Raw genomic sequence first — 15,769 nt, forward strand, 5'->3', positions numbered from 1 at the left:
TTGCCCAGATTATTCAGACTTTCGATTTTGTCAGGTTATTCTTTTTTATGAGTATTGGAATTGGCTTGAGCATTTTGGTGAATCATTATGGAATGGAAAAATTGGCCGACCGTGCCTATCGATATCGTTTTTGGATTTCGGCGATATTGGGGATTTTCCTTATTTTTTTTGAAATTCATGGCTCATCAATCTTGTATTGGCAGAATTATTTAACTAATTTAACCAATATTTCACAACCATTGATTGGCATATCAAGAGCAATCCGTAGTGACGAGTGGGCGGTCAATACACCGATGATGCTGTCGCAGTATTATAATCATTCGGGTTTGTTTCCTTATTTCAGTGAAACCATTCGGGGGGCACTAACCGACACCTTTATCATATATGGTCAACCGGTAAGAGATATTGCGATATTTTTTCGACCATTTCATTGGGGTTATTTACTGTTGGCTCCGGCAAAAGGGCTGTCATTTTTTTGGATCGGTCGAACCATTGCCTTGTTTTTAGTATCCTTTGAATTTGGGATGATCCTCACGAATAAGAGTAAATTGCTGGCCTTGATTTATACCCTGATGGTTACCTGGTCTCCCGTTGTGCAGTGGTGGTTTGCCATCAACGGTCTGGTTGAAATGCTGGTTTTTGGTCAACTGGCGTTGATCATGATCACCCTGTATATGAATAATCAGAATTACTATCGACGGTCACTGTATGCCTTGGTGATGTTAATTTGTGCCGGTGGATATATTTTAACCTTTTATCCAGCCTGGCAAGTACCACTGGTATATGTATTTCTGGCATTATTCATTGGCGTTGTGCTGGAAAATCGGAAGCATTTTGTCTGGAATAAAAAAGATATTGGAATTGGCGTTGGTTTGATTCTATTATTGAGTTTGGGCATGATTTATATTTTGTCTAAATCTGGAGGAACAATTGACTCGGTGATGAATACGGTTTATCCGGGAGGAAGTGCTGAAACCGGGGGAAACCAGGGGTTGCGATTGTTTTTATATCCGGGCAACCTGTTTTTTGCTTTTTCACGGGAACTGACGTATGCAAATCCCTGTGAGCTGGCAGTTTATTTTGATTTCTTTCCGTTGGGAATTGTTTTGTCTGCGTGGGTAGTGATAAAACAAAAGCAGCAGGATAAATTCCTGATCCCGCTGCTTTTAATAAATGCCATGATGATAGTATGGTGTTTGTTTCCGTGGCCGGAATGGTTGGCAAAAATCACCTTGCTCAGTTATTCAAAGCCGGTTCGAGCTTTTTTGGCAGTAGGATTCATAAATATTTTATTGTTGATCCGGGCCCTTGCTTTATTTGACGGTGCGTTTTCAAAATGGTTTAAAGTGGGTAGTGCACTGCTCATAAGCCTCGGAATCACGCTATTGGCGTTTAAAACATATGACGGTTATCTTGATCTGAAAATGAGTATGATTAGTTTACTTCTTTTGTTTGGATCATTTTACGTCATCTTAAGTGGAAACAAGGAGTGGGCCCGTAAGACGTTATTGGTGATTGTCTTTGGTATCATTTTTATTGCAGGATTATTTGTGAATCCAGTTGTTAATGGACTGGATGCGATTTACCAGACGAATTTAATCAATAGAATTCAACAGATCAATACGACGGAAAACGGATTATGGATTGTCGATTCGGGAGCGGAAATTGGTTTTCCAGTGATTAATTTTCCATTAATGGCTGGCGCACCAACAATAAACTCCACAAATGTGTATCCGAATCTGGAAAGATGGCATCTACTGGATCCGGATGGATCAGCAGAGGAAATATATAACCGTTATGCCCATATCAGTGTCAATCTGATTAACACAAGTAATGAAACACACTTTGAACTGAAATCGCCAGATCTTTTTGAAGTGAATTTAAATATTATGGATCTGGAAAAACTAGAGGTAACCTATGTTTTCTCAAAACGGGATTTATCGATACTTTCAAATGAGGCTGTAAGCTTTACGGAGTTAGCAGATGAAAACGGATTTAAGATATATACAGTAAATTATAATTAAAGGAGTAATGATGGAAAAAGGACAAAAAACAGCGATTTTAATCCCCTGTTATAACGAATCTAAAACCATTGAAAAAGTAATCAAAGATCATCAGGCAGTCATGCCTCATGCTGATATCTATGTATATGACAACAATTCCAGTGATGGGACTGATGAAATTGCCAGAAAGGCTGGCGCCATTGTGCGCTACGAATATCGACAGGGGAAAGGGAATGTGGTTCGATCGATGTTTCGGGATATTGATGCCGACTGTTATATTATGACGGATGGAGATGATACCTACCCGGCTGAATTTGCGTTGGAACTGGAACAACAAATTTATCAAAAACGGGCCGATATGGCCATCGGCGATCGGCTGTCCTCGACCTATTTCACGGAAAACAAGCGCCCTTTCCATAACATAGGGAATGTTCTGGTACGAAAATTAATCAATGTTTTGTTTAAGGCTGAAGTAAAAGATATCATGACCGGAGCTCGGGGCTTCACCCGAGAGTTTGTAAAATCCTTTCCGGTTACATCAAAGGGATTTGAAATTGAAACGGAGATGACAATTTTTGCCCTGGACAACAATTTTAAAATAGTTGAAGTGCCGATTGACTATCGGGACCGACCAGAAGGTAGTGTCTCAAAACTCAATACCTATTCAGATGGGTATAAAGTGTTGATGACAATTGGAACCTTATTTAGAGATACCAAACCCTATTTGTTTTTCTCGATGCTTTCATTAGTGTTGTTGATTATCAGCGGGATCTTTTTTACGCCCATTTTAATTAATTATTTTGAAACCGGTCTGGTCGACAAATATCCGACCTTGATTGTCATTTCGGCCTTGTGGATCATCGCCATTATCAGTTTTTTCAGTGGTGTTATTCTGCAGGTGTTAAAAAAGCAACATCGTCATAATTTTGAAAGGCATTTGAATCTATTGAATGAGATTTGGAGAAAAGAAGCCTAAGCAGATCGTGTTGACGGTGGTCTTCCCAACGTTGGAATAAGCGAACGTGAGTAATAAAATATAAAGTATAAAGAGGAAAAGCGATTGGAAGAGAGAGAAATCGAATTAACGATATTAATGCCGTGCCTGAATGAAGCGGAAACATTGGAGATTTGCATAAAAAAAGCGATGTCCTTCTTAGAAGATAACAATGTCGATGGCGAAGTGCTCATTGCCGATAATGGCAGTACCGATGGATCTCAGGAAATAGCCATCAGAAACGGGGCTCGGGTTGTCAATATCGAACAGAAGGGGTACGGGAGCGCACTAAGAGGTGGGAGTGAAAACGCCCGAGGTCGATATGTTATCATGGGCGATGCAGACGATAGTTATAATTTTTTAAACCTGATGCCGTTTCTTGAAAAACTGAGAGAAGGCTATGAACTGGTAATGGGAAACCGCTTCAAAGGAGGAATTGAAAAAGGGGCGATGCCGCCGTTGCACAAGTATTTGGGAAATCCGGTCTTATCATTTATCGGGCGGATTTTTTATCCCAGTGACATTAAAGACTTCCATTGTGGGCTTCGGGGCTATAACCGAGCGGCGATTCAGAGTCTTCAGTTGCAAACGACAGGAATGGAGTATGCCAGCGAAATGGTTGTTCAGGCGACCTTGCATAAGTTAAGAATGATAGAGGTGCCAACGACCTTATCACCGGATGGTCGGTCACGTCCCCCGCACTTAAGAAGTTGGCGGGATGGTTGGCGGCATCTTAAATTTTTGATGATGTACAGTCCCAATTGGACATTTTTGTATCCTGGCATTATTTTATCAGTCATTGGATTGGTGATGATGGTGGCCATTGGCGTCGGGCCCACAAAAATCGGTAATGTGAATTTTGGAATCAATACCATGATGTATGGATCGGCAGCATTGCTGGTTGGGGTTAATATCAGTTTATTTTCAATGTTTACCAAAGCCTATGCATTAAGCTCAGGATTTATACCCAATAGTCCGAAAACCATTGGTATCCTGGAAAAGTTTACCGTTGAAAAAGGCGTTGTAATTGGGGTTTTGTTAACCTTACTGGGGATTGTGGCGACGATTATTGCCTTTGTTATTTGGGGCAACAATTCGTTTGGCAATCTACAGCCAGAATCAATAATGAAAATAACAATTCCGGCGGCTACGCTGATTGCCATTGGTATTGAATTGATTTTTGCCAGTTTCTTTCTGGGGATTTTGGAAATTGAACGAAAAAAATAGGATGGTTTCAGACAGGCTAGAGAAAAGATCTAGGTTGTCTGTTATTTTGTATTGAAAATAATAAGTAATTGAGGAGGTGAAAAGAGGATGTCAAAAAGTTCAGGAAACCTAAAGAATCGACTGTGGTTATTGATCGAAAAATACCGGTTGGTCATTTTCATGATTGGTTTTATTCTGGTCAAACAACTGCTGGTCATTGGCATACCTCTTTTTGCCCATGCCGGAGCCGGACACGATGATCGCTTAATGATCAATATGGCCAATTCGTTAATTCAGGGAGAGTGGTTAGGTTCATACTCGGAAAAGACGTTGGTCAAGGGGCTGTTTTTTCCGCTTTTTTTAGTTGCAAATGATTGGTTTGGAATCCCCTATTCGTTGTCAATTCCAGGAATCTATTCCATCGCATGCGTAATTTTTGTTTTTGGGATCAAACGACTGTTTAAAACTGAATTTCCGCTTTATTTAATTTTTTTGGCGTTGCTGTTTAATCCGATCTCATTTGCCGATGAAACCTTTCTCCGGGTCTATCGAAATAGCTTAACTGCCGCTCAGGTTCTCGTCATCAGTGGCGGGATGTTTGCCGTTTATTTAAACCGCTTTGAAAAAACGGCAGTTCAGCTGGTCTGGGCAGTTATTGCCGGACTGGGTTTGGCCGCTTTATGGCATACCCGGGAAGATGGGATCTGGATTATTCCATTGGTGCTGGGCGTCATTATTATTACCGGCATAACGATTATTCTAAAAAAAGAATTATCAATAAAAGAAAAACTGAAAAAAGGAATGACTACAGTAGTTCCGCTGGGAATTCTAATCGTGTCGACGATTATTATTTCCAGTATTAATTATGCGTATTATGGAATTTACACCACGAATGAGCTCAATGACAGCAATTTTACGAAGGCAATAAAACTCATTTATGCAGTGCAACCGAGTGAAGAAATTGAGCGGGCTTCAGTTCCCAGAAGTACAATGACTAAAATTTATGCGGTATCCCCATCGTTAAAAAGTATAAAAAATGAGTTGGAATCAAGTCTGGATCGATGGTCCTGGTACGAAAAAGAGGCCAAGGTAAGACAGGTAGAGGACGGTTTTTTCTTTTGGGCGTTGCGAGAAGCGGTTTCCAACTCGGGCTATTATAGCGATGCTGTAACAGCCAATGACTTTTATGAAGCGGTGGCCAGTGAATTGGAGGCGGCCTTTGATAGTGGCCAGCTTATGCGTCGGCCGACCATGCCATCTGCTTTGATGTCTCCCTGGCGGGATGAATATGGGAGAAAACTGGCCAGTGCTTTTTTAAGAACAACCCAGTATGTTACCGGGTTTGAAGCGGTCAAAACCAGTATGGTTGACAGTATTGATGATGGACAGAATGGGATCTTACTTTTTGAAGACATTACAAATAATGCGGCCCGAATAGAGGGTGAACCAATTCCATTGAATGTAAAAGTCAGACTTGTATTAATGAACAGTATTACTGCGATTTATCAGAGTCTGGGCGAAGTGGTCTTTATGGTGGCGCTGGTAGTCTATGGCCTGCTTTCGTTTTTTGTACTGATAAAAAAAATGCGTGACAAGTATCAGCTAATGGACTGCTGGCTGGTTTTATCGGCCTTGCTCTTTAGTGCGGCTGTACTGGCTGGTGGTGTCGCCTATACCGATATTTCGGCTTATGTAGCCATTTCATATTGGTATCTGGCAGGGGCCTACCCATTGGTTATCGCATTTAATGTTATCGCACTCTATAAAATGATGGAAGTATTTGTAAAAATGAGGTATGAGAGAGAAAAATGAGTAAATCGGATGAGAACAGAGGAACACTGAGATTAAAAAACTATTTGTTTTTACATGCAAGTTTATTATTATATTCAATCGGATCGGTTTTTTCAAAAATGGCCAGCAAAGAAGTATTTCTTTCCTGGGCGTTTATACTTTATTATGGGTTGTTTTTACTGATATTGTTTGTTTATGCCATTCTCTGGCAGCAGATACTCAAACGCTTTCCCTTAACGGTGGCTTTTGCCAACAAAGCGATAACCATTTTGTGGGGAATTGTCTGGGGATATCTGTTTTTTGGAGAAGCGCTGCGCTGGGGCATGCTGTTGGGTTCGGTGATTATTGTTTCAGGAATATATTTGGTGGTAAGTGATGACAAATAACGAATGGATTTATTATGCCCTCTATTTGTTTTCGGTTTTAGTGGCTTCCCTTTCGCAAGTTATTCTCAAAAAAAGTGCCATGATTCATTATGAAAGTCGCATCCGAGAGTATTTAAACCCCTATGTGATCGGGGCCTATTTTTTCTTCTTCGGATCATCGTTGTTAACCACCTTTGCGTATCGCGGGGTGCCGTTAACAATGGGACCGGTTTTAGAATCAACCGGCTATATTTATGTTGGGATTCTGGGGATGCTGATTCTAAAAGAAAAACTCAGTCGGCGTAAAATTATTGGCAATGTGTTGATTGTCGGGGGGATTTTTGTTTATGCGTTTATCTAAGGGCGTTGTTTCGAGTGATCATAAACGGATCAAGTGCATGGCGCAAATCGGTGTTTAGAAGGTAGAGTGAAATGATGAATAGTGACCGTTTTGGAAAAAAATATGGAAATCGAGCGATTCAAAATTTAATCGAATCCCGAAAAACGAATCTGATTCTCTTTTGGGTAATAGTAGCAGTTACATTTGCTTACATGGTGTTTTTAAACAGTAAGACCCCTTTAATTGCTGATGATTTTGTCTATACATTTATTTTTGCTACCTCAACGCCGGTAATGAGTTTTGGGGATATCGTTACCTCGCAGATTTCCTATTACATGACCTGGGGAGGGCGGGTGGTGGCTGAAACATTGACACAATTCTTCATGTTTTTAGGAAAAGATGTTTTTAATGTGGCCAACAGCCTCTGCTATATTGTCTTTTGTCTGGCGGTTTACTTTTTGGCAATGGGTCGCAGAATCCGCTTTGAATTAGTGTTGTTAACGACAATCTTAGTCTGGTTTTTTATCCCAATGTTTGGTCAGACGGTGATGTGGTTAACCGGCTCCTGCAATTATTTATGGTGTGGTACCATTATTCTATTGGCACTTTTGCCATTCCGGCTGTATGAAGAAAAACAGACCAGGCTGTTAAACAGCATCTGGTTTGCCGTGTTGATGATTCCCTTGTTTTTTACCAGTGGGATTACCAATGAAAATACGGCAGGTGGGATGATTCTAATTATGCTGCTGTACTGCGGCGTTAACATTAAACGCAAAATTCGGATTCCTGCATTTGCTTATACGGGGTTATTGTTTTCAATCGCTGGCTTCTTATGTATGCTTTTTGCACCAGGAAACAGTTTGCGGGTGGCAAATGAATCGGCGGTTGCCGAGGTCACCATGATGGTGGGATCAAACCCGATTATCACCCGGCTTTCATATTTTGCCTATAATCTTTATGCCCTGATGCCGCTGGTGATTTTGGCGGCGATTGCTTTTGTCATGCTAAGAAATGAAAAAGATCGAAACGCATGGGTGAATTTTGGGATTTTTACTGTGGCAGCTGCAGCGGCCATGTTTGTGATGCTGGCACCACCAAAGTTTCCGCCTCGGGCGATGTTTGGATTGGCGGCATTTCTGATTATTGCTGTGGTATATGCTTTTGGGCAACTCGAAATGACCGAAGAACGGATCAGGAAATTTGTAATCATTCCCGGTTTGGCAGTGTTGTTATTTTACATCATGTCCTGGGGGTACGTGGGCATCGATGCCATTACAGTTAATAAACAATATGTCGCTCGGGTTCAAATCATTGAAGAACACCAAAATGAAGCTCTGATTCAGGTGCCGGAAATTGTCCCCTTGTCCAGTCACAATGGGATGTATGGATTAAAGGATGTCCAATTAGATCCCAACCATTGGGTAAACCGTGCCCTGGCTGATTATTTTGGTGTTCCCAATATCGTTCGCCAGCCATAATCCGGAAAAATCAAAGATAATTCATCGCAAAGTAAGCGCACCAAAAATAAAAGCCACCCGTTGTCAAGGACAGCAGGTGGCTTTATGATTTTAATAGGACAGTTCTTCCACATCAGATCCGGATGAATTCGATGTGCCTTTGACAGCTGTTTTGATCTCATCGCTAATCTCTAAGGCAGTATCCGAAGGGGTATAGTCGGTTTCGTAGACAAATTGATAAAAGGCTTCAATGTTTTCGGCTAAGGTGTTGGGGACAACATAGGAAACCCCGTCGAGCATATCCAGGGAAATCAGGTCATCGGTGGGGAAACGACTTTGCTCGATATCTTTTGAAGGCATTAAAGCCAAATTGGCACCATATTTGAGCATCTCGAGGGTGCTTAATGAAGTTTCTACATAGGGTAAAGTCGCCATCATCAGATTATATTGATCCTGAAGATTCAGATCAAGTGCTTTTGACAAGACCTGCTCAAAGACAACCCGCTGACGGAGGGTTCGATCAAAGTCGCCATCGCCGACATAACGCACCCGACAGTAGGCCAGGGCCTGGGAACCATCGACGATCTGGGAGCCGGTTTCTTCAAGGAAGGGAGAACCGGTCGCAACTTTTTCATTGACATCCATCAGATATTCATTGACCCATTCCAGCTCTTCGTCGGTTTCAATATCGATGGTGACCCCACCGACGGCGTTGACCATTGAAACCATGGCGTTAAAATCAATGGTGACATAATCGGTGATGGTGGTATCAAAATTCTGATTGATCGTCTTAAGGGCTAAATCCGGTCCGCCATAGGCGTAGGCGGCATTGAGTTTATCATATTCGTATTTTTTGTCGATATAAACATAGGTATCACGCATCAGCGAGGCCACCTTGACCTTGCTATGTTCATAATCGGCAGTTGCTATCATGATGGTATCCGTTCGGTCACCTTCAACATCATCACGACCGTCGACGCCGAAAACGGCAACATTAACAATTTTATGCTGTTTGGCAAAGTTAGCCGCTTCACTGCTGATTCCATACTTGCTTAAATTTCCTTTCAGGTCGCTGGTGACATTCCCTAAGAAAAAGGCGTTAACGGCAAAAGCGGTGGCCATCAGAAAAATAATGATCAGCAGAATAGTACGGAAAAACTTTTTTACAAAGCCATTGGATTTTTTCTTTTTCTTTGGTAATGGATTGGGTAAGATTACCGGCTTTGTTTTTGACTGCTTTGATTTGGGTTTCGCTTTTGTTTCTGATTTAATGGTCTTAAGGGGACGGGTATCAGGCCTTGGATTCGTGTTGGATGTCTTTTTTGAGCCTGGATTTCGTCTGTTTTTAATCACACTCTTTTTTTTATCGTTCAAATTTTTACCTCGTTGGGAAAGAACTCTGTTTGCAGATCGTTTTACAGACGCATCGGTGCCGGTAATTTGCAAAGTGTTTTCCCATCTTTTACTTAAAAATAAATTCTGATTACGCCAATTTACGACTACTGGTAGGCTATTATATCATAAATGTAAATATTTGTAAAAATAATATAAATAGAAAAAACAAACATTAAATCTTATTATACATTTTAGGAAAACTTTGTTATAATAGATGCAAAGATTGATAGCGAATATAGGAGTAGGGTTAATATGGCAAACGAACAGGAACTCAATGAAAAGAATGAGTACTTTGAATATGTAGAATCGCGCATTGAAAATTTAGAAAAACTGATTTTAAAAAAAGATGAAGAGTTAAAATCACTAATCCTCAAAACGGTTCAAAATGGCCCAGCACAACCTGAGAAAAGCGCAGCTGGGGCTACCGCTCTGCGCCCAGAAGCCAACCATTTCGAGCGGGTCTTCGATGATTTGAAGGAAGAAGAATCCCGCTTTTTGAAAAGTGAAGGTGAAATTCCCAATTATAAAGCCGATGAGTTGAATATCCAGCTGGCCAATATTGAAAAGCGGGAAAAAATGGTTCAGGATATGCTGGATTCCTTAGGGACGGCTCTGGCTATTTTGAAAAAGCGACACGAAGAAGTGAATCGAAAAGAAGAGACACTCAATCGTGAATATCAGAAGCTTCAGGAAATTGAAGCTTTGTATCGCAACACAGAAGGTTTGGATGCGCTGACGTCGACCTTTGGAAAAGTAACGATTGATAAGGGTAGTTCACGAGAAAACGATGGAACAATCTTTATAAATGACAGCAAGGAGTGATTTGATGAAATTAAGTTTTGGTAAATGCTGGGGTTTGTTAATTTTTGATATCATTGGCTTGGCAATCGCTGGCTATGCTTTTTTATTGGGTTATCAGGTTTTAATGACACTTGAAAACGCCAATGCTTATATTATTCTGATGGGTTTCTTTGTCGGGATTAAGACAATTGTGCTGGCTTTGTACGATTTAAACAGAAACTTATTGCGAAAGAATATTCCCTTCATCGGCGGCGGGATTACAATTCTTGGCAACGGAATTATTTTTACGATGTGCTTTTTTCTTATTCCAGATGTACCGACAACATTTTTTATTGGTTTGGCTGTGGCGGACTTCTTAATGATAACGCTGTGTCATCTGTTATGGTGGGTTCTGATTGGTAAAGATGATGATTATACCCGAGAACAGAGTGTATCTTCAGATGAAGCACGAATGCCTAAGAAAGAAAAAAAGAAGACGGCTAAAAAAGACCGGAGTAATGATCAAAAACAGGAACCGGTAAAAATGGATAAAAATTCAGGGAAAAAAGTGAAAAGCGATAAAAAAACCTGGTTATCCCGAAATGATGAAGAAGAGTCAGAGTACGACAGCATCTTTACCAGTTTGCTGGAAAATGAAAAAAGAGGACAGCAACGCTATGTGGAGTCCCCCAGAGCTGATGAGCCGAGGGCTGTTGCAGAGGAAAAACGCTATCAGACCAGTGATTTTCTCAATGAAATCAAAGAAAATTTAAAAAAAGAAAACAAACCGCCATTAAGTCAAACTGAGGCTATGAGTGGAACCCGACAAAAACAAGTAAGCCAGGACCAATCGTCACAAAAAATGCCAGCAGGATTACCCCCAATGGAATCAGACGGGAAAAAAGCAGTGGGGATTGAGGCAAACTCGCCGATGGGTAATCAAGCACCGGAAGCGACCATGATACTGTCAACTCAGAAGCCGTTAATCGAAGTTCCTAAAAACAGCAGCACGGAGCTGTTTGGTGATTTACCATCAGTTAAAGAAAAAAAATCTGATCTTCAAAAAATGGCAGTCAATAATTTAGGTGCTGCCGGAATTAAAACAACAGAAGTGGATGATAACGAAGAGGGCTTTCTTTCCATTGAACGGCGACTGGGCTATTTGTTTCATGAGATCGAAAAATCAATGAAGGAAACCCAGTATCTCCAGGGGGCTATCAGTGATTTTCAGAAAGAAGTGGAAAACTATGAACCCATTGCCGGGGATGAAAAAATTGTGGCCGCCGGTAATCTGATTCGCGAAAAGTTGAAAATGATTATTGATAAACAATTCGTTGTTGATGAGGTTCTGGATGATCTGATTCGGCTATCCAAACTGATTAATAAACGGATCAATGATTTGGATATCATTGAAGCGGGCCTGAACCAGCGCAAGATTGCATTGGATCAAAAAGATTTGCTTTTGGTTGAAGCCCGAAACCGAGCGCCAGTGGAGAAAGAGGTTGAGATTCTCCCGGAAGAAGTAGTGCTGGAAAATCTGGAGGCCGAATTCATCGTGGCTGAAGGGGACTACGAGTCGATCCGCAAATATCTGACTGAGAATCCGGAAGAATAAACACAATAAGCTGATGAAAAGAGATGATCTGATTGTACGCTGAGCGTGTACGAGCTTGGCGTACAAATGAAGTTAAGCAGTCGTCTCCATATTGATACTAAAGAATAGATTAAACCATCCTTTACTATAATCGATGGTTTTTTTTATTGCGAAGTTTTTATAAAAATGATATACTGCTACCTGTATGAAAGTGGGTGTATTGGCTAAAGATGCACCAAAACTTATTATTATTAGGAGGAAAAGAAATGAAAAGAATCGCAAAGCTTGGTGTTTTGGTAATGGTAGCGGCAATGGTATTTTCATTAGCTGCTTGTTCCAGCGGAACAAAAACTGGCAGTGATACGAAGACATATGTAATCGCTACAGACACAACCTTTAAACCATTTGAGTATGAAAATGAAAAGGGTGAACGGGTCGGAATTGATATCGATCTTTTAGCAGCAATTGCTGAAGATCAGGGTTTCGAATATGAATTAAAGGCCGTTGGGTTTGATGCTGCTCTGGGTGAAGTATCAACAGGTCAATCGGATGGGATGATCGCCGGTATGAGTATTACCGATGAACGGAAAAAAACCTTTGATTTTTCCGAACCATACTTTGACTCAGGTGTCGTAATGGCAGTATCTGCTTCAAATGACACAATTAAGTCTTATGCAGATTTAAAAGGACAAAAAGTAGCAGTTAAAACCGGAACGGAAGGGGCAACCTTTGCTGAGTCAATCAAAGATCAATATGGATTTACAACTGTTTCTTTCCCGGATTCAGCCAACATGTATGAAGATGTAAAAGCTGGAAATTCAGTTGCCTTGTTTGAAGATTATCCAGTTGTCGGCGATGCCATTGCCAGTGGTGTACCACTTAAAATGGTTACTGACATGGAAAAAGGAAGTTCTTATGGTTTCGCTGTGAAAAAAGGTCAAAATCCAGAGTTGATTGAGATGTTTAATACTGGATTGGCTAACTTGAAGGCTAATGGAAAGTATCAGGAAATCCTGGACACCTATATCAAAAAATAATCTGTTAGAAAAAACTTAACACATTATTAATTTGAAATCATCTGTCAGCATACACTTCTGGCAGATGATTTCTCTAAGTTATCTAAAAGTGTTTACTTGCGTGACTTCTTGCGTGTGAGTAAAGACTGTTGGACAACTCAAACTATTGAAGGAGGTTGACGTGAGTATTCCAGAATTAATTGTACAGTATTGGCCCCGCCTGATGGCAGGATTGGTATTAACGGTTGAAATAACAATTATTTCGCTATTTTTTGCAGGTATTTTAGGCCTTGTTTTTGGTCTCTTGTCAGTATCAAAGAAAAAAGGTTTGAGAGCAATTGCTCTGGTATATGTGGATATTGTTCGGGGAACGCCATTATTGGTACAGGCGTTTTTTATCTACTTTGGGATTCCACAGGTTTTGGGAATTCAATCAGATCCGGTAATTTCTGGGATTATCACCCTTAGCCTGAACGCTGGCGGTTATCTCGCCGAAATTTTCCGGGGCGGGATCGAGTCCATCAGCAGAGGGCAGATGGAAGCTGCCCGGAGCCTGGGTTTACCCTACGGAATGGCGATGCGGAGTGTCATTCTGCCTCAGGCAGTCAAAACGATGACACCAGCACTGATCAATCAATGCATTATTACCTTGAAAGATACATCACTCCTTTCGGTCATCGGGGTAACCGAATTAACCCAGACCGGGCGACTGATTATTGCCAATAACTTCCAATCCTTTGAGGTATGGGCGATCGTTGCGGTGATGTATTTTGTGATCATTATGATCTTATCAAAGATCTCAAAACGACTTGAAAGGAAAATGTCTTATGGGAAAAGTAAAAATTAAGAATCTCAAAAAAAGTTTTGGCGATTTAGAAGTCCTGAAGGATATTAACCTGGAAGTTAAAGAGCAGGAAGTGATTTGTATTATTGGTGCGTCTGGTTCGGGAAAGAGCACCTTATTGCGGTGTATTAATGCCCTGGAAGAAGCCAGCAGTGGAACTATTGAGGTCGATGGGAATGATATCACCAGGGCCGATGGTAATATCAACAAATATCGGCAGGATATTGGAATGGTCTTTCAGCAATTTAATCTCTTCCCGCATATGACAGTTTTGAAAAACATTACCTTTGCGCCAGTGGCCCTTAAACTTAAAACCAAAGAAGAAGCTGAAGAAACGGCACGAAAACTACTAAGAAGCGTTGATCTGGAAGAGAAGGCCAATGTTTATCCGGAACAGTTATCCGGGGGACAACAGCAACGGGTAGCGATTGCCCGGGCCTTGGCCATGAATCCGGATGTTATGCTCTTCGATGAACCCACCTCGGCCCTCGATCCTGAAATGGTTGGGGAAGTTTTAAATGTTATGAAACAGCTGGCAAAAGATGGGATGACCATGATCGTCGTTACCCATGAAATGGGCTTTGCCCGAGAAGTTGCCGATCGGGTGATCTTTATTGATGAAGGCTTTATTGTTGAGGAAGGCCCACCCAGCGAAATCTTCGGGAATCCTAAAAATCAGAGAACCATCAATTTCCTGAACAAGGTCTTGTAATGGCAATTGCAAAAACCATTAAAATAGAGTTTAAATATAAAAAACCATCTCTTTGAGGTGGTTTTTATATTTCGATGATAACGCTTTAAAATTAAGGGTATAATTGAAAAAAACGATCAGGAGGGGTAAAAAGTGATAGTAAAAGAGTGGTTTATGAATGGGTTTGACTGGATCAAAACAAAGATTATGGAGAATAAGCTGCGAACCGGAGCCTTGCTGTGCCTACTGTTGGCTCTGGCTGGCTTTTTCTTGCCATTTATGAGTGCAAAGATGAGTGCTTCTGTCACCGGGATCATGACTAATACCTTGGAAGTCATTAGTCCGGAGTATGATATGATCAATTTTTCGCTGAGTGACTTTGTACTGCAGGAACCCATTGACGAATTTGAGATCTATGGAGTGCCCCTCGGAAATATCAAAGTATTGGATCAGTCGGTGCTTGATATTTTAAGAAGTCCACTGCCTGATAAAGGCTATGTCAGTAGCATCAACGAAGCCTTAGCAAGTCCGGCGTTGGACTACCTGGTAGATCCTCAGGTTCAACAGATTGTGATAACCCGTTTTAATAATGGCGAGGCGATCAATGGGATTCTCAAAGATTTATGGAATGTCATCCAAAGTGCCCGAAACATTGCCAGCCAGGTTAATGATATCACCATTTCGGCCCGGCAGTCCATGGATCAGGTCAATGCGACCATGGCCATCATCGATTCCTATAAAGCCACAGCTAATGGCGGAATCTTGATTCTTTTCCTTGTTGTCATTGGTTTAATGGCACTGATTCTGTATAAACGGGCCAGTATTAAACTGTCAATTTTTATATCCGGGGTTCTGTCAGTGTTGTTTTTAGGAGTTGGAATTGGTACGGCTGTTGCCAATAACCGCATTAATGAACAGCTCAGTAGTCTGGCCAGTCAGGTAAATAGTGGTATTATGGAGACTTTACGGGCGATACTGACGGGTACCTTTGGCGATGTGGGAACTTTTATTGCAAACTATATCAGTGGTCAGGCAAATTTTGTGGCCCTGGCATTTACCCTGCAGTTAGAAGTCGGCTATTGGATTATTCTGCTGGGATTGTTGGGAGCTTTGGTACTATTGATTGTGCTTGCGAAAAAAGAACGGATAATCAAAGATGAAACGGAAATGGAGATAGTCCTTGATGAATCAGCACTAGCAGAAGAAATTGATGAAGCCATTGAAGCCCAGAATGATGAGCAGGTAAGAGTCGTGTTAGATGAAACAACAAGGTAGTGTCAATAATTTTTCGCA

Annotated in this window: 14 protein-coding genes; 13 read left to right on the forward strand and 1 reads right to left on the reverse strand. The window is 41.1% G+C overall.

Annotated features, from left to right (window positions below):
• Positions 1 to 47 precede the first annotated feature (47 nt).
• The 7 genes from B3F51_RS03105 (at position 48) to B3F51_RS03135 (ending at position 8,177) form a co-directional block, all read left to right on the forward strand.
• On the forward strand, positions 48 to 2,024 hold the full coding sequence (locus B3F51_RS03105; RefSeq protein ID WP_286945411.1) for a DUF7657 domain-containing protein: 1,977 nt from the start codon (positions 48 to 50) through the stop codon (positions 2,022 to 2,024).
• A gap of 10 nt (positions 2,025 to 2,034) precedes the next feature.
• Positions 2,035 to 2,979 (forward strand): glycosyltransferase family 2 protein, encoded by a 945-nt coding sequence (locus tag B3F51_RS03110; protein ID WP_139142362.1) that lies wholly within the window; start codon positions 2,035 to 2,037, stop codon positions 2,977 to 2,979.
• Between the two features lie 84 nt (positions 2,980 to 3,063).
• On the forward strand, positions 3,064 to 4,224 hold the full coding sequence (locus tag B3F51_RS03115; RefSeq protein WP_175440948.1) for a glycosyltransferase family 2 protein: 1,161 nt from the start codon (positions 3,064 to 3,066) through the stop codon (positions 4,222 to 4,224).
• Between the two features lie 87 nt (positions 4,225 to 4,311).
• Positions 4,312 to 6,015 carry a hypothetical protein gene (locus tag B3F51_RS03120; protein ID WP_286945413.1) on the forward strand — a complete coding sequence of 568 codons (1,704 nt, stop codon included), beginning with the start codon at positions 4,312 to 4,314 and terminating at the stop codon, positions 6,013 to 6,015.
• Positions 6,012 to 6,380, forward strand: coding sequence for an EamA family transporter (locus tag B3F51_RS03125; protein WP_070371604.1), 369 nt, complete (start codon positions 6,012 to 6,014; stop codon positions 6,378 to 6,380). The genes B3F51_RS03120 and B3F51_RS03125 overlap by 4 nt, the downstream gene beginning before the upstream one ends.
• Positions 6,370 to 6,720 (forward strand): EamA family transporter, encoded by a 351-nt coding sequence (locus B3F51_RS03130; protein WP_070371603.1) that lies wholly within the window; start codon positions 6,370 to 6,372, stop codon positions 6,718 to 6,720. The genes B3F51_RS03125 and B3F51_RS03130 overlap by 11 nt, the downstream gene beginning before the upstream one ends.
• Positions 6,721 to 6,791: 71 nt before the next feature.
• The gene (locus tag B3F51_RS03135) at positions 6,792 to 8,177 is read left to right on the forward strand and encodes a DUF3329 domain-containing protein (RefSeq protein ID WP_286945416.1); all 1,386 of its coding nucleotides are present in this window, start codon (positions 6,792 to 6,794) and stop codon (positions 8,175 to 8,177) included.
• Between the two features lie 90 nt (positions 8,178 to 8,267).
• On the opposite strand, the gene B3F51_RS03140 is transcribed toward B3F51_RS03135, so the two are convergent.
• Positions 8,268 to 9,530 carry an LCP family protein gene (locus tag B3F51_RS03140; protein WP_286945419.1) on the reverse strand — a complete coding sequence of 421 codons (1,263 nt, stop codon included), beginning with the start codon at positions 9,528 to 9,530 and terminating at the stop codon, positions 8,268 to 8,270.
• A 273-nt stretch (positions 9,531 to 9,803) separates the two neighbouring features.
• Here B3F51_RS03140 and B3F51_RS03145 point away from each other — a divergent pair, with 273 nt between their 5' ends.
• From B3F51_RS03145 to B3F51_RS03170, 6 genes are all read left to right on the forward strand, one after another.
• Positions 9,804 to 10,373 carry a hypothetical protein gene (locus B3F51_RS03145; RefSeq protein ID WP_070371600.1) on the forward strand — a complete coding sequence of 190 codons (570 nt, stop codon included), beginning with the start codon at positions 9,804 to 9,806 and terminating at the stop codon, positions 10,371 to 10,373.
• Positions 10,374 to 10,377: 4 nt separating this feature from the next.
• Positions 10,378 to 11,946, forward strand: a complete 1,569-nt coding sequence (locus B3F51_RS03150; RefSeq protein WP_070371599.1) for a hypothetical protein — start codon at positions 10,378 to 10,380, stop codon at positions 11,944 to 11,946.
• 209 nt (positions 11,947 to 12,155) lie between these two features.
• Positions 12,156 to 12,962, forward strand: a complete 807-nt coding sequence (locus B3F51_RS03155) for a transporter substrate-binding domain-containing protein (protein ID WP_338076041.1) — start codon at positions 12,156 to 12,158, stop codon at positions 12,960 to 12,962.
• Positions 12,963 to 13,122: 160 nt separating this feature from the next.
• The gene (locus tag B3F51_RS03160) at positions 13,123 to 13,788 is read left to right on the forward strand and encodes an amino acid ABC transporter permease (protein ID WP_070371597.1); all 666 of its coding nucleotides are present in this window, start codon (positions 13,123 to 13,125) and stop codon (positions 13,786 to 13,788) included.
• Entirely contained in the window at positions 13,769 to 14,497 is a 729-nt protein-coding gene (locus B3F51_RS03165; protein ID WP_070371596.1) for an amino acid ABC transporter ATP-binding protein, read from the forward strand. Before B3F51_RS03160 ends, B3F51_RS03165 begins: the two co-directional genes overlap by 20 nt.
• 132 nt (positions 14,498 to 14,629) lie before the next feature.
• Positions 14,630 to 15,751, forward strand: a complete 1,122-nt coding sequence (locus tag B3F51_RS03170; RefSeq protein ID WP_286945422.1) for a hypothetical protein — start codon at positions 14,630 to 14,632, stop codon at positions 15,749 to 15,751.
• Positions 15,752 to 15,769: the final 18 nt, after the last annotated feature.

It is taken from the genome of Acetobacterium sp. UBA5834 (assembly GCF_002435675.1).
Lineage (GTDB): Bacteria > Bacillota > Clostridia > Eubacteriales > Eubacteriaceae > Acetobacterium > Acetobacterium wieringae.

Coding starts and splice junctions, on each gene's coding strand:
- B3F51_RS03105 (WP_286945411.1), top strand. CDS start 48: ATGAGTATTGGAATTGGCTTGAGCATTTTGGTGAATCATTATGGAATG.
- B3F51_RS03110 (WP_139142362.1), top strand. CDS start 2,035: ATGGAAAAAGGACAAAAAACAGCGATTTTAATCCCCTGTTATAACGAA.
- B3F51_RS03120 (WP_286945413.1), top strand. CDS start 4,312: ATGTCAAAAAGTTCAGGAAACCTAAAGAATCGACTGTGGTTATTGATC.
- B3F51_RS03125 (WP_070371604.1), top strand. CDS start 6,012: ATGAGTAAATCGGATGAGAACAGAGGAACACTGAGATTAAAAAACTAT.
- B3F51_RS03130 (WP_070371603.1), top strand. CDS start 6,370: ATGACAAATAACGAATGGATTTATTATGCCCTCTATTTGTTTTCGGTT.
- B3F51_RS03135 (WP_286945416.1), top strand. CDS start 6,792: ATGATGAATAGTGACCGTTTTGGAAAAAAATATGGAAATCGAGCGATT.
- B3F51_RS03145 (WP_070371600.1), top strand. CDS start 9,804: ATGGCAAACGAACAGGAACTCAATGAAAAGAATGAGTACTTTGAATAT.
- B3F51_RS03150 (WP_070371599.1), top strand. CDS start 10,378: ATGAAATTAAGTTTTGGTAAATGCTGGGGTTTGTTAATTTTTGATATC.
- B3F51_RS03155 (WP_338076041.1), top strand. CDS start 12,156: ATGCACCAAAACTTATTATTATTAGGAGGAAAAGAAATGAAAAGAATC.
- B3F51_RS03165 (WP_070371596.1), top strand. CDS start 13,769: ATGGGAAAAGTAAAAATTAAGAATCTCAAAAAAAGTTTTGGCGATTTA.